Raw genomic sequence first — 13,373 nt, 5'->3', positions numbered from 1 at the left:
GTAAAAGAGACGAAAAGAGGGGAAGTCATGGTTGAAAAAGCAGCGCTAGAAAACGTTCAGGATTTGGTTAAACTGCGAATGTTGCTCATGAAAGAACTGGGAGAATTAAACGGGAACGAGGAGCTGTTTCAAAAAGCTACAGAAGAATATTTTACTGCAAATATAAATAATCCAAATAGCTATACGGCTATTTTAAAAGCGGAGGGAGAAATTGTATCAGCAGGAAGCATCGTCTTTTTTATACGTCCGCCTTCACCGAGTAACCTCCAAGGAAAAGAAGCATATGTTATGAACATGTATACAGCTTTTGATCACCGAAAGCACGGCTACTCTTCAGCTATTTTAAAGCATTTGATGCAGTACTGCCAAAAAAGTGGTGTAAATCGAATATGGTTAAATGCTTCTTCCGCTGGAAAAAGCTTGTATCAAAAACATGGGTTTATTGAATGTGAATCTGAAATGGAATACAAGTTTGAAAAAAATTAGAGCAGCAAAACTCTTGATAGAGATGGGTTTGAAGGAGCTATGGTTTTTAAAAAATAAAAAAAATTGATAAAAAGTGTTGACGAAGATAAAAAAACCATTCATAATACAAATCAACATCACACAACATTACACACAACTTGGAAGCGACAAACAGTTTCAAACGATCGGAACTGATTATCCAAGTACACATACATAGTCAATACTGAGCGTTGATAGGAGCACTAGTAGAAAAAATTTCCCTGTAACAGAGAGCTGACGGTTGCTGCGAGTCAGAACACAAATTTTTTCGAAGTACATTCCTTGAGCATCTTTTCCGAGTAGGAAAAGACGGCCTGGCCGTTATTTTAATGAAGAGGCAAGCAAAATGCTTGCAACTAGGGTGGTACCGCGAATTTTCGTCCCTACTGACTCTTAAGAAAAATCTTAAGGGTGAGTAGGGACTTTTTGTATTTCGGTCCATTATAATTTTATATCCATTACAAGCGATGAAAAGAGCATAGTAGCAAAATCTTCCCTGTATTCAGAGAGCTGATGGTTGGTGCGAATCAGTACAAAAGAGATTGCGAATTACATTCTTGGAGCTTTCTTTTGGCGATAGTCAAAAGCGGCAATAGCCGTTATCTTAATGAAGAGGCAAGCAATGCTTGCAATTAGGGTGGTACCGCGATCAATTCGTCCCTACTGATACAATCAGTAGGGACTTTTTGTATATCCGCATAAGCGGCTGTGTAGGTGTAAAACGGATTTTTCAATACAAACTAAACGAGAAGATCCGTTCAAGGTTATAAAATCAAAGGAGGATTTTTAAAATGACAAAATCACTAGAACAATTACGAGGACAAATCGACGAAATAAATTTAGAAATTTTAGAATTATTAAATAAACGAGGTGAAATCGCACAAGAAATCGGAAAAGTAAAAGGTACACAAGGTGTGAATCGCTTTGATCCAGTGCGTGAACGTAAATCGTTAGATCAAATCTTAGCTAACCATAATGGACCATTCGAAGCTTCAACAATTCAGCATATTTTCAAAGAAATTTTCAAAGCAAGCTTAGAGCTTCAAGAAGACGATCACCGCAAAGCACTTCTTGTATCTCGTAAAAAGAAATCTGAAGATACAATCGTTGACATCAACGGTACAAAAGTAGGACCTGGAAATTTAGAATTTGTAATGGGACCATGTGCAGTAGAAAGCTACGAACAAGTAAAAGAAGTGGGCTTAGCCCTTAAAGAACAAGGCATTACGTTAATGCGCGGCGGAGCGTTCAAACCACGTACATCACCTTACGATTTCCAAGGTCTTGGAGTGGAAGGGTTAAAAATCTTACGTCAAGTAGGCGATGAGCTAGGCCTATCAATTATCAGTGAAATTGTTTCTCCTCAAGATATTGAAACGGCTCTAGACTACGTAGATGTGATTCAAATTGGTGCACGTAACATGCAAAACTTCGAGCTATTAAAAGCTGCAGGTTCTGTAGACAAACCGATTCTTTTAAAACGTGGATTGGCAGCAACAATTGAAGAATTCATTAACGCTGCTGAATACATTATGTCTCGCGGAAATGGAAACATTATTCTTTGTGAACGCGGTATCCGCACATACGAACGTGCAACACGCAACACATTAGATATCTCAGCTGTTCCAATCTTGAAAAAAGAAACGCATTTACCAGTTGTAGTAGACGTAACGCATTCAACAGGACGCAAAGACTTATTATTACCATGTGCAAAAGCAGCGATTGCTATCGGCGCAGATGCTGTAATGGCAGAAGTTCATCCAGACCCAGCGGTAGCACTATCAGATTCAGCACAGCAAATGAACATTCCTGAATTCCACAAATTCATGGAAGAATTAAAAGGTGCAGCAGTAAAATTATCTTAATTTCATAGTGATACAGTGATAAGAAACTAGTAGCAAACATTTCCCTGTCTCAGAGAGCTGACGGTTGGTGGAAGTCAGTACACAAATGTGAGCGAATTACACTCTTTGAGTACTCTTTTACAGAGCGGTCAGCAGATCGTTAACAATTCGAGGTGGCAAGCAATGTTTGCAACTAGGGTGGTATCGCGAGAAAAACTCGTCCCTATGACATAGGGGCGAGTTTTTTTATTTTTTATAACAGAAAGGAATCGATAATATGAGATATTTAACAGCAGGAGAATCGCACGGACCTCAATTAACAGCGATTATTGAAGGAGTACCGGCAGGGCTTGAATTAACAGCCGAACATATTAATGAAGATTTAGCAAGAAGACAAAAGGGACATGGGCGCGGACGCCGCATGCAGATTGAAAAAGATCAAGTTCAGATTAAAGGCGGGGTTCGCCACGGTGAGACGCTTGGTTCACCCATTGCTTTAGTCGTTGAAAACAAAGATTTTACTCACTGGAGAAATATCATGGGTGCTGATCCAGTTGATCATGATGAAGAAGTAAAGCGACAAATTACAAAACCTCGTCCAGGTCATGCGGATTTAAATGGAGCGATTAAATACGGTCACAGAGATATGCGAAACGTATTGGAACGTTCATCTGCTCGTGAAACGACGGTGCGAGTAGCCACAGGCGCAGTTGCCAAACAAGTACTAAAAGCTGTAGGCGTAAATATTGCGTGTCACGTGCTTGAAATCGGCGGTGTGAAAGCTGAAAAAACGGCATATGAGTCACTGACAGAACTTCAGGAAAAAACAGAAGCGTCACCTGTTCGCTGTTTAGATGAAGAAGCAGGACAGAAGATGATGAAAGCAATCGATGATGCAAAAGAAAATGGAGACAGCATTGGTGGCGTAGTGGAAGTAGTAGTAGAAGGAATGCCTACTGCAGTGGGAAGTTACGTGCACTATGATCGTAAGTTAGATTCAAAGCTAGCTGCTGCTATTATGAGCATTAACGCGTTTAAAGGCGTTGAAATCGGCGTAGGCTTTGAAGCAGCTCGCAGACCGGGAAGCGAAGTCCATGATGAAATTCTATGGGATGAACAAAACGGCTATACGCGTAAAACGAACAATGCAGGAGGTTTAGAAGGAGGCATGACAACAGGGATGCCGATTGTTGTGCGAGGCGTCATGAAACCTATTCCTACCTTATACAAGCCGCTGCAAAGTGTAGATATTGATACAAAAGAACCATTTGCTGCAAGTATTGAACGCTCAGACAGCTGTGCAGTACCGGCGGCAGCGGTTGTAGCAGAATCAGTGATTGCTTGGGAACTAGCATCTGCTATTATCGATCAATTTGGGGCAGATCGAATTCAGTTAATTCAAGAAAACGTAAAAAAACATGAAGAATACGCAAAGCAATTTTAATGAATAGAGGAGAATGAAAGGTGAAAACACGTGTATTACTTATTGGCGTCGGCCTTATTGGAGGATCATTAGCGCTAGCTATGAAGAAGCATCGTCACGTCATAGTCGTTGGAGCTGATATCAATACAAATGAAGTACAAGTAGCCAACCAGCTAGGTATCGTTGATTATGTAGCTGAAGATATAAAAACAGAAGCAGCCCAAGCAGATTATATCGTGCTTGCTACTCCAGTAGAGTACACGACAGCATGGATACACGACCTTTCTACTTGGAAGCTTAAAGAAACGGTTATCGTAACGGATGTCGGAAGTACCAAAGGTGAAATTATGAAAGCAGCCGAAGCGCTGAATAAGAAACGTATTTCATTTATTGGGGGGCATCCGATGGCTGGTTCTCATACGAGCGGTGCAGTCAATGCACGAGCGGATTTATTTTGTTCGGCGCGCTATATTTTAACGCCGTTTGAAAATGAGCAAAAAGAAAAAATAGATGCGCTTATGCATTTGCTAGAGCCTACAGGTGCACAATTTGTACCGCTTGATGCAGCTACTCATGACCAAATCACTGGAGTTGTCAGTCATTTACCTCATGTGATTGCGACCAGTCTTGTAAGACAAGTAAAAGGATATTCAGCACAGAATCATCTTGTCACGGAAATGGCAGCAGGCGGTTTTCGAGATATTACGAGAATTGCTTCAAGCAATCCTCATATGTGGAGAGATATACTAAAACAAAACCGTTCTATGCTTTTAACATTGCTTGATGACTGGATGAAAGAAATGGAACAAGTAAAACTATTAGTAGAAAAAGGTGACGGTCACGAATTATTTGATTACTTTTCAGATGCCAAAGAATTTCGTGATTCGCTTCACGCATAAAAGGAGAGACATATTGTGACAGTAAAAGCTTTACGAGGAACGATTCAAATTCCAGGAGATAAATCCATTTCTCACCGTTCCGTTATGTTTGGTTCAATCGCAGAAGGAACAACAACGATTAACGGGTTTTTGCCAGGTGACGATTGCCTTAGCACCATTTCCTGCTTTCAAAAACTAGGTGTAGATATTCAAATGATTGATGAACAAAGCGTCGTAGTCAAAGGAAAAGGGATACAAGCTCTAAAAGAGCCATCTGATATTTTAGATGTTGGAAATTCGGGCACAACGATTCGCCTTATGATGGGGATTTTAGCAAATACACCCTTTCATTCAACATTGATTGGAGACGAATCCATTGCCAAACGCCCCATGAAGCGTGTGACCGGTCCGCTTCGTGATATGAATATTCATTTAGACGGTCGAAAAGATGCTAATTTTACACCGCTTGTTATTCGAGGTGGGCAAGCAAAAGGTATACACTATACATCTCCCGTTGCAAGCGCACAAGTAAAATCAGCTATTTTACTTGCTGGACTGCAGGCGGAAGGAACAACTTCTGTAACGGAACCGGCGAAATCACGTGATCATACAGAACGTATGCTAGAGGCATTTGGTGTTAAAGTCGAAGAAGAAGGCTTAACGGTTTCAATTGAAGGCGGTCAAACGTTAAGAGGAACGCATGTAGAAGTGCCTGGTGATATTTCGTCAGCTGCATTCTTTTTAGTAGCGGGGGCTATTATTGCAAACAGCCGCATTGAAATTCAAAAAGTTGGGATGAATCCGACTCGAACGGGTATTTTAGATGTGCTTTCAAATATGGGCGCTTCGATCGAGACAGTCAAAGAAACAAAAGAAACAGCGGAACCCTATGCAGATTTAGTTGTAGAAGCTTCTCACTTAAAAGGTACAGAAGTAGGCGGAGACTTAATTCCACGCCTAATTGACGAAATCCCAATTATTGCACTAGCTGCCACACAGGCAGAAGGAATCACGGTTATTAAAGATGCTGCAGAGTTAAAAGTCAAAGAAACAAACCGTATTGATACGGTAGTGAATGAGTTAACCAAAATGGGAGCTAACATTGAAGCAACGGAAGATGGAATGATTATTCACGGAGGTACAAAACTTCACGGAGCAAATGTAAACAGCCACGGAGATCACCGTATCGGTATGATGCTCGCTGTTGCCTCTTGTATTGCTGAAGGGGAAACAATTATTGAAAATCGTGACGCGGTATCCGTCTCTTACCCGCAGTTTTTTGCTCACTTAGAGTCTTTACAGCAGTAAATTCCCTTATTATGTTAAAATAGCAGTTTGAAAGTTATAAGGAATTTATAAAATTAAAACCAATGACTCTATATTTCGCTGGAGAAATCCGATATAATCATTACAACACCTCTAGTATTAAATAGAATTTGGTGAATGATTATGTTTTTGATGATTGTCTACATCGGGGCCATTTTATTTTTTATAAAAATGTTTATGGATCGAGATTTTATTTGGTTTTTGTTCCTATTGCCATTTTTGATGTTTGTTATGTTTTTTGAAACAGACTATCTTGATCATGTCCCTGAATCTGGAAGGTTAATTATCTTTACGTTTTCTTTTTTAGTCATTTATGCAATGGTTTTGGTGTATAATCGATATTTTAGAAAAGAAGGATGTAAAGAGTAAACTCAAATGTGAATCCATTGATAATGATAAAAAAAGCATGCCCTACGGCGTGCTTTTTTTATCGCTTGAATTGACATCCACTGGCGTAAGCGGCTTTTTAGCAGGGCCTTCTACCACAGATCCGTCGTAAGAGAAACGAGAACCGTGACAAGGGCAGTCCCACGTGCGGTCACCAGCGTTCCAATTCACTTCACATCCTAAGTGCGTGCATGTAGTATCGACGCAGTGAAGCTTCCCTTGAGGGTCTTTATAAGCCCCCGTACGTTTGCTGTTTACATATACGACCGACCCTTCATCATTTTGGAGCTGATCCAGTCCTTTTTCAGGCATTGAAAACTTACCGGTAATAAAGTGTTCAGCCACATCAAGATTTTGACGAAAGAAATGCTTAAGGCTAGGGTCTGCATAAAAACGAGATGGATTATACAACTCTGCATATGGGTTGTCTTTTCCGGTTATTGCATCTCGAATAATATGTGCTGCAATGGTACTATGAGTCATTCCCCATTTTTTAAATCCGGTGGCAATAAAGATATTTGGCTTGCTTTCTTTAATGGGACCGATATATGGAATTTTATCAAGCGTAAATAAATCTTGTGCAGACCATTTATAACGAAAATGTTGAACATTAAAATTTTCTTCAGCGAACCTCTGAAGGGACTCATAGTGGAACATAGTATTAATTCCTTGTCCAGCTTTGTGGCCTTCTCCACCAATTAAGATGAGTTCTTCTCCGTCAACTTTTGTTGAACGCAGCGAATGAGTAGGCTGATCAGCACTTAAATACATGCCTCCAGGGTAAGCTTGTTCAACTTTTGCTGCTAACACATACGAACGTTTGGCATACATGCGCGTATAGTAAAAGCCCGCTCCATCATAAAATGGAAAGTGTGAACACGCCACTACGTATTTGCAAGAAATTCGATGTCCGTCTCTTGTGACAACGGTGGGCGATGTGCTTTCTTCTACGTCCGTTGCTACGGTGTTTTCAAAAATCAATCCGCCGCTTTCTGTGAATTTTTTTACTAAATGAAGCAGATATTTTAACGGATGAAACTGAGCTTGATCTTTCATAATAGCTGCTGCCCTAATATCAAAATTAAAAGGAAGCTCTGTTGCAAATTCACATGGAATATGTAATCGCTGATAGGCTCGAAATTCTTTACGAACTCGATGATCAAACTCCAGCGTTTCTCCATATAAGTAAGCATCTTGTACCGAAAAGTCACAGTCAATGTTCTCCGTTTGAATTAAGTTTTTCATAAACTGCAGAGCTTGTTCGTTTGCTTTATAATACAGCAGCGTTTTTTCTTCGCCAATATGTGAAAGCAGTTCATCGTAGATAACGTCATGCTGAGCTGTAATCTTTGCTGTTGTGTGACCGGTTGTACCATTTAAAATATTATCAGCTTCAATTAACGCCACGTTCAGTCCTTCTTTTTGTAATAAATAAGCTGTTGTAATACCGCTAATACCGCCTCCTACTACTACAACATCAACTTTTCGATTTTCTGAAAGAGATGGGTATGTTGGAAACTTTAAATGATCGCGCCAGTAGGGCTCAGTATCCTTTGGGATATTTGCCAATTTATTCACCTCCATATGATAAGTCTTATTTTTACCATAGTTTTCTAAAAAATGTATGCAAAATAAAGGAATCTACTCTAATAGCATCTCTTTGCTATACCTATTTAAGCAAAGTAGGGGAAAGAGTGATTACAATCAGCCTTTGTACGATTGTTGCGAACGAAGCAGAGGTTAAACGGAAATATTTGCTCTTCAAGATTCTTCTTTTTCAACGTGGCTTCCGCACCTGCACCTTGCCATTTGCTACGAAAGGATTGGTGAATAAAAAGCAAAGTATGAAATAGTAAAGGTTACAGATTTAAACATGAAGAGCAATAAATTCATATAAATGATAGTGAGCATCATATAATAAAAGTATAGAGGCTTAATTCGGCAAAAGGTATTTAAACATCAAGGTCCAAATAAAAGGGCAAACGGCATGTTTGTCCTTTTTTCATGATTATAGTGACAATTTTCATGTATAGTAATAAAGTATATATATAGCAAAAAAATCCCAAATTTTAAGAAGATAAAAAACGGCTTAAAACCAAAACAAGTTGTACTCTTAGAGTATGTAGAACGTGCAAAAAAACGAAATAATATGTAGTATTGTAATACAGGACGTAATTGGGAAGAAAAATGAAAACGTTGACAAAAAGAGGAGGGGTACCATGTTGGGTTCACTACCTAATGTTATAAATACGTCAACGCTTGTGTCTTCAAGTGAACAACAAGAAGCGTCATCTGAATCATTTAAAACATATACTCATAAAGGGAAAAAATTCAAGGTCTATTTACCTAAATCCTATCATATTTTAAAATCTTACCCACTAATGGTTATGCTGCATGGATGTACACAAAATGCAGATGATTTTGCGATAGGCACGCAAATGAATGAGCTCGCCGACGAAAAGGAATTTATTGTCGTATATCCACAGCAGTCTTCTAACTCAAATATGAATAAATGCTGGAACTGGTTTGAACCTCTTCATCAAATTAGAGGGTTTGGCGAGCCAGCTATTATTGCAGGGATTGTAAAAAAAGTCCAAAACATGCACTTTATTCAGAAAAATAAAGTGTTTATTGCCGGTCTGTCAGCAGGAGGAGCAATGAGCATCGTTATGGGGGTAACGTATCCAGAACTGTTTGCTGGAATAGGTGTGTCAGCAGGTATCGAATATCAGGCGGCTCTTAACGTATTTAATGCGTATTCTGTCATGGCCAGTAAAGGTCCTTCCCCCGTTAAACAAGGAAGAATTGCTTATCAGCAAATGGGAAAACGGGCAAAGCCACTGCCGCTCATTGTATTTCATGGTAACGCTGATTCTACGGTAAATGTAGCCAATGCAGATCAAGTGGTTCACCAGTGGATTACAACGAATAATCTTGCTTATAACGGAAGAATAGATGGATGGATTCAAGATAGCCCGGTTAAAACGAGAGAAGAAAAAATTCTCTTTGGACGGGATTATACAACATATCGCTACGAAAGCAGTAAGGGAGAATTGGCTATTGATAAATATATTATCAATGGAATGGGGCATGCATGGTCAGGAGGGAATTCAGCCGGCAGCTATACAGACCCTAAAGGCCCCAACGCTAGTCGAATCATGTGGGACTTTTTCATGAGTCAAAAAGTATAAACAGAGCATATAATGAGGTTCAGTTGCGTTCTTATCGCAGAGAAGAAGAGCTGAAAGTAGCTCTTCCGGCCCTTATTAGTATAAAGAAGCAGCTGCAGGAGCCATTATTTTAACTAGACGTGTTTTTCTAAAAATTAGGATTTGATTATTTAGAAAACGGGTACTGTAATAAAGAAAATAAGAAGCCAAAATTACATAGCTTAGGATTGACAGCTTATAGTTGTAAATGTAAGATAACTGCGAGCTGCATTTTGTATGATTAAAACATTAAAATAAGCCGAAAACTGAAAAAATAAATAGAAATTGTAAGATGAGCGGGTAAGGAAAAGGAGATTAAAAAATGAATATTGCATTTTTCTTAGTACCAAAAAGTGATGTTGTAACACTAAATATTCAATCCACATTAAGACAGGCTCTTGAAAAAATGGAGTATCATCGCTATTCTACAGTTCCGCTGGTTGACGATGATGGTAAATATGTGGGCGTTCTTACTGAAGGAGATCTTCTTTGGAAGTTAAAAAGCCTAGGAGACTATCGCTTTCAAGATACGGAAAATATTAAATTAACAGAGATTGACCGCTATCAAGATTATAACCCAGTTGCTATATATGATGAAGTTCAAAACATCCTTTCAAAGGCAATTGACCAAAATTTTGTTCCTGTAACGGATGATCAAGGGGTATTTATTGGAATTGTGAGAAGAAGAGAAATTCTAGAGTTTTATGCAGAAAGCGCAAGTAAAGTGAAAAATCAAATATAAAAAAAGCCATCTCTAGATGGCTTTTTTTCTTGTCTTATCTCCCCCGTACATACTCCTAAAAACAGGCTTAGGTCATGGCCCACAGCAATGCACTTCCTTGTACTAGTTTACATAATCTATTTATATATAGGTATAAAATTGCCTATATAAATCTTATTTATAGATAAGGATGGTTTATGTGAGTTACAACAATAAAAAGAAGTGTTGCTGGTGTTCTAATCAGTATTATTACAAAACTTCTGGCTATGATCCAAGAAGTAGCCATGAAGGAAAATGCTGTCATAACGATTATAAGCATAACGATCATTGTCCTAAACATGATGATGATCATCGTTCTGGACATAAAAAATGCCATCATGATGGCAACCATGGCGGAGGTCACGACGGTAACCATGGCGGAGATCATGGTGGCAACCATGGCGGAGGTCACGGCGGTAACCATGGCGGAGGTCACGGTGGTTGTAAAAGACGTCGCTGCTGTTGGGGCTGGGTGTTTTAATTTAATAAATAATTGAATTAAAATGAAGCGTTGATTTAGCAGAAAGAACTCAAGAAATTGAGTTCTTTTTTTGTAAGTTGAAACTTATAAACGGTATACTTCGTATATATAGTAAGAGCATTTTGGAGGAGGAAAAAAAATGTTTAAAAAAATGTTTGCTAAAATTGGAGTTGGAGCTGCCAAAGTAGATTTACGACTAAATGAAACGGCCTATACGCTCGGTCATGTAATTGAAGGAGCTATTATCATCCAAGGTGGAAACGTTCAGCAACATATTAATTTAATTGATGTTGAATTTTGGCTTGAAGTTCAAATGAAAAGCGGTCAAATGCATACACATCGTGTGGAAAGCCTGCGCGCAGCTTCTTCATTTACAATTAATGAAGGCGAGAAAAAAGAAATTCCATTTACATATCATTTACCTTTGGATCTTCCAATCTCTGCGAGCAACGTTAGCTATTTCTTTAAGACACACTTAGATATTGAAGGGGGAGTAGACTCAACAGACCGGGACCCTGTGCGCATTAAAGCTCCAAAAAGCTTATATCAGCTAGTAGAGGGCTTTGAAGCACTTGGGTTTAGAGAAAAACATCATTCAGGAAAATTTAACGGATACAAACAAGAATTTTCATTATTTCCTACAGACTTCTTAAAGGGATATGTAAATGAGGTTGAGTTTGAGGTAGCCATTGAACGAAAAGGTATCCGCGTGCTGTTGGAGCTAGATTTGCCTTCTTTCGGCCGAGAGAGGGAAATAAAAAATGAACTCTTTTTTACAAATGATGAACTAAGCCAGCCATCTACTATCGCTCGTTTGCTGGAAGAAGCGATGGAAGAGATGATGGAAAATCCTCGAGACTATGAGTATTATAAACCTTCTTACTATGATCAGCATTCACACCACCCACGTATGAGCGGGTTAGGAGGAGCAATGGGAGGCTTTGCAGCCGGTATGTTAGGCGGACTGCTCATTGAGAATTTGATGGATGATATGTTTGAAGACTCGGCGCTTGGTGAAATTGGAGAAGATATTGAAGAAGCCGGGGAGGATCTGTTGGATGGAGATTTTTTTGATGGAGGAGACGATTGGTAAAAGGGATTTTGAATAAATAAAAAGGATGATTAATGATGATCATCCTTTTTTTCTTTCTTCTTTCTTTTTTTTACTTCTATATACTTAATGTGAAAATCCTCTATAATCAGAACTTTAAAGTAAAATTGCTCATGCTGAATGATATCATTTTTGGTCACATCAAACTTTTTGGTTAACACCCACCCGGCAATGGTATCTACTTCTTCGTCGCTAATATCCGTACCGAGTAAATCATTTACTTGGCTAATGAGCATTTTTCCGTCAAGAATATAATGGTCGTCTTTAATTTTTTGTACATAAGGAATTTCGTCCGTATCAAACTCATCTCGAATTTCTCCCACAATTTCTTCAATAATATCTTCTACTGTAACAAGCCCAGCGGTTCCGCCATACTCATCAAAAAGAATAGCCATTTGAATACGTTCTTTTTGCATCTTTACAAGCAAGTCATGAATCGGTACGGTTTCAATTACTTTAAAAATAGGCTTGACGTATGACTCTAACGTATTGGTGCCGTCTTTTTCGTTGAATACAATATCATTATAAATTTCTTTGATATTAACGAGACCGATTACTTTATCTTTATCCCCATCTTCAACAATTGGATAGCGCGTATATTTTTCGACATTTGCGATTTGCAAAAAAACCTCTACGACGTCGTCTTTGGAAGCACTCACAATTTCCGTACGAGGGACCATTACTTCTTTAGCTAGACGATCGTCAAAATCAAAAATTTTGCTCATATATCGATATTCGGATTGATTGATTTCACCGCCTTCGAAGCTCTCAGATAACAAAATGCGCAGCTCTTCTTCACTATGAGCAGCTTCATTTTCTGAAATCATCGTTATACCAAAAATCTTGGTCAACATACGAGCTGATCCGTTTAATATTTTAATGAACGGATACATAAGTTTGTAAAACACGATAATCGGTTTTGCAAAGTTCAGCGTAATTTGTTCAGCCATTTGAATAGCAAACGTTTTAGGAGCTAATTCCCCCAAGACAACATGTAAAAAAGTAATAACAACAAATGCAATGACAAAAGATAAAATACCAGCAAGCGGTTCATTCGTATGGAAGGTAGTAAAAAGAGGGTGAAGCAACCGATCTAGCGTTGGTTCACCAAGCCAACCAAGCCCGAGAGCCGTGATGGTGATACCAAGCTGACAAGCGGATAGATATTCATCTAGATGCGTAATAACGTGTTTGGCAGATACAGCTTTTTTATGTCCTTCTTCTAGAAGCTGATTGATTTTTGAACTTCTTACTTTTACAATAGCGAATTCTGTCGCTACAAAAAAAGCAGTTAATGCAATTAAAACTGCGACTAATAGTAATTTTACGGCGATCATCAAAGTCACCACCTTGTACGTAAATGTATATCTTAAGTGTTAGCCAAAGTGGAGAAAACATGTATTAAATCGAGAAAAGAAAAACGCACATAAAAAAACTGCTTCTATCTTTA

Annotated in this window: 12 protein-coding genes and 3 other annotated features; of the genes, 10 read left to right on the top strand and 2 right to left on the bottom strand. The window is 38.7% G+C overall.

Annotated features, from left to right (window positions below; translation table 11 throughout):
* Nucleotides 1–27: 27 nt before the first annotated feature.
* From MKY06_RS15350 to MKY06_RS15325, 6 genes are all read left to right on the top strand, one after another.
* A complete protein-coding gene (locus MKY06_RS15350) occupies nt 28–486 on the top strand; it encodes a GNAT family N-acetyltransferase (protein ID WP_098277623.1) in 459 nt (152 codons plus the stop codon).
* Nucleotides 487–686: 200 nt separating this feature from the next.
* Nucleotides 687–892: a binding site (T-box leader), on the top strand.
* Nucleotides 893–962: 70 nt separating this feature from the next.
* Nucleotides 963–1,169: a binding site (T-box leader), on the top strand.
* Nucleotides 1,170–1,295: 126 nt separating this feature from the next.
* Nucleotides 1,296–2,369 carry a bifunctional 3-deoxy-7-phosphoheptulonate synthase/chorismate mutase gene (locus MKY06_RS15345; RefSeq protein WP_013057698.1) on the top strand — a complete coding sequence of 358 codons (1,074 nt, stop codon included), beginning with the start codon at nt 1,296–1,298 and terminating at the stop codon, nt 2,367–2,369.
* Nucleotides 2,370–2,375: 6 nt separating this feature from the next.
* Nucleotides 2,376–2,576, top strand: a binding site (T-box leader).
* 49 nt (nt 2,577–2,625) lie between these two features.
* Nucleotides 2,626–3,792: a chorismate synthase gene (aroC, locus tag MKY06_RS15340; protein WP_013057697.1), complete on the top strand. Its 1,167-nt coding sequence runs from the start codon at nt 2,626–2,628 to the stop codon at nt 3,790–3,792.
* Between the two features lie 20 nt (nt 3,793–3,812).
* The gene (locus MKY06_RS15335) at nt 3,813–4,670 is read left to right on the top strand and encodes a prephenate dehydrogenase (RefSeq protein ID WP_078081946.1); all 858 of its coding nucleotides are present in this window, start codon (nt 3,813–3,815) and stop codon (nt 4,668–4,670) included.
* A gap of 15 nt (nt 4,671–4,685) precedes the next feature.
* On the top strand, nt 4,686–5,957 hold the full coding sequence (aroA, locus tag MKY06_RS15330; RefSeq protein WP_053487429.1) for a 3-phosphoshikimate 1-carboxyvinyltransferase: 1,272 nt from the start codon (nt 4,686–4,688) through the stop codon (nt 5,955–5,957).
* A 141-nt stretch (nt 5,958–6,098) separates the two neighbouring features.
* Nucleotides 6,099–6,344 (top strand): hypothetical protein, encoded by a 246-nt coding sequence (locus MKY06_RS15325; RefSeq protein WP_013057694.1) that lies wholly within the window; start codon nt 6,099–6,101, stop codon nt 6,342–6,344.
* Nucleotides 6,345–6,386: 42 nt separating this feature from the next.
* On the opposite strand, the gene MKY06_RS15320 is transcribed toward MKY06_RS15325, so the two are convergent.
* Complete coding sequence (locus MKY06_RS15320) at nt 6,387–7,931, bottom strand: FAD-dependent oxidoreductase (RefSeq protein WP_029322637.1); 1,545 nt, start codon at nt 7,929–7,931, stop codon at nt 6,387–6,389.
* Between the two features lie 650 nt (nt 7,932–8,581).
* On the opposite strand from MKY06_RS15320, the gene MKY06_RS15315 reads away from it, so the two are divergent.
* The 4 genes from MKY06_RS15315 to MKY06_RS15300 all read left to right on the top strand — a co-directional run bounded on the left by MKY06_RS15315 (nt 8,582) and on the right by MKY06_RS15300 (nt 11,905).
* Complete coding sequence (locus tag MKY06_RS15315; RefSeq protein WP_016764703.1) at nt 8,582–9,553, top strand: extracellular catalytic domain type 1 short-chain-length polyhydroxyalkanoate depolymerase; 972 nt, start codon at nt 8,582–8,584, stop codon at nt 9,551–9,553.
* 340 nt (nt 9,554–9,893) lie between these two features.
* Complete coding sequence (locus tag MKY06_RS15310; RefSeq protein WP_013057690.1) at nt 9,894–10,313, top strand: CBS domain-containing protein; 420 nt, start codon at nt 9,894–9,896, stop codon at nt 10,311–10,313.
* 263 nt (nt 10,314–10,576) lie between these two features.
* Nucleotides 10,577–10,828: a hypothetical protein gene (locus tag MKY06_RS15305; protein ID WP_170960211.1), complete on the top strand. Its 252-nt coding sequence runs from the start codon at nt 10,577–10,579 to the stop codon at nt 10,826–10,828.
* 123 nt (nt 10,829–10,951) lie between these two features.
* On the top strand, nt 10,952–11,905 hold the full coding sequence (locus tag MKY06_RS15300) for a sporulation protein (protein WP_078081945.1): 954 nt from the start codon (nt 10,952–10,954) through the stop codon (nt 11,903–11,905).
* A 29-nt stretch (nt 11,906–11,934) separates the two neighbouring features.
* Here MKY06_RS15300 and MKY06_RS15295 read toward each other — a convergent pair whose 3' ends face one another.
* Nucleotides 11,935–13,260: a hemolysin family protein gene (locus tag MKY06_RS15295; protein WP_289915561.1), complete on the bottom strand. Its 1,326-nt coding sequence runs from the start codon at nt 13,258–13,260 to the stop codon at nt 11,935–11,937.
* Nucleotides 13,261–13,373: the final 113 nt, after the last annotated feature.

Origin of the sequence: Priestia sp. FSL P4-0332 (assembly GCF_038005845.1) — a bacterium.
GTDB lineage: Bacteria > Bacillota > Bacilli > Bacillales > Bacillaceae_H > Priestia.
Note: the sequence above shows the minus strand (reverse complement) of the source record. Positions and strands in the feature narration are given on the sequence as shown.

Excerpts from the sequence above, each read along its gene's own strand:
- MKY06_RS15350 (WP_098277623.1), top strand. The coding sequence starts at position 28 with ATGGTTGAAAAAGCAGCGCTAGAAAACGTTCAGGATTTGGTTAAACTG.
- MKY06_RS15345 (WP_013057698.1), top strand. The coding sequence starts at position 1,296 with ATGACAAAATCACTAGAACAATTACGAGGACAAATCGACGAAATAAAT.
- aroC (WP_013057697.1), top strand. The coding sequence starts at position 2,626 with ATGAGATATTTAACAGCAGGAGAATCGCACGGACCTCAATTAACAGCG.
- MKY06_RS15325 (WP_013057694.1), top strand. The coding sequence starts at position 6,099 with ATGTTTTTGATGATTGTCTACATCGGGGCCATTTTATTTTTTATAAAA.
- MKY06_RS15315 (WP_016764703.1), top strand. The coding sequence starts at position 8,582 with ATGTTGGGTTCACTACCTAATGTTATAAATACGTCAACGCTTGTGTCT.
- MKY06_RS15310 (WP_013057690.1), top strand. The coding sequence starts at position 9,894 with ATGAATATTGCATTTTTCTTAGTACCAAAAAGTGATGTTGTAACACTA.
- MKY06_RS15305 (WP_170960211.1), top strand. The coding sequence starts at position 10,577 with ATGAAGGAAAATGCTGTCATAACGATTATAAGCATAACGATCATTGTC.
- MKY06_RS15300 (WP_078081945.1), top strand. The coding sequence starts at position 10,952 with ATGTTTAAAAAAATGTTTGCTAAAATTGGAGTTGGAGCTGCCAAAGTA.
- MKY06_RS15295 (WP_289915561.1), bottom strand. The coding sequence starts at position 13,260 with ATGATCGCCGTAAAATTACTATTAGTCGCAGTTTTAATTGCATTAACT.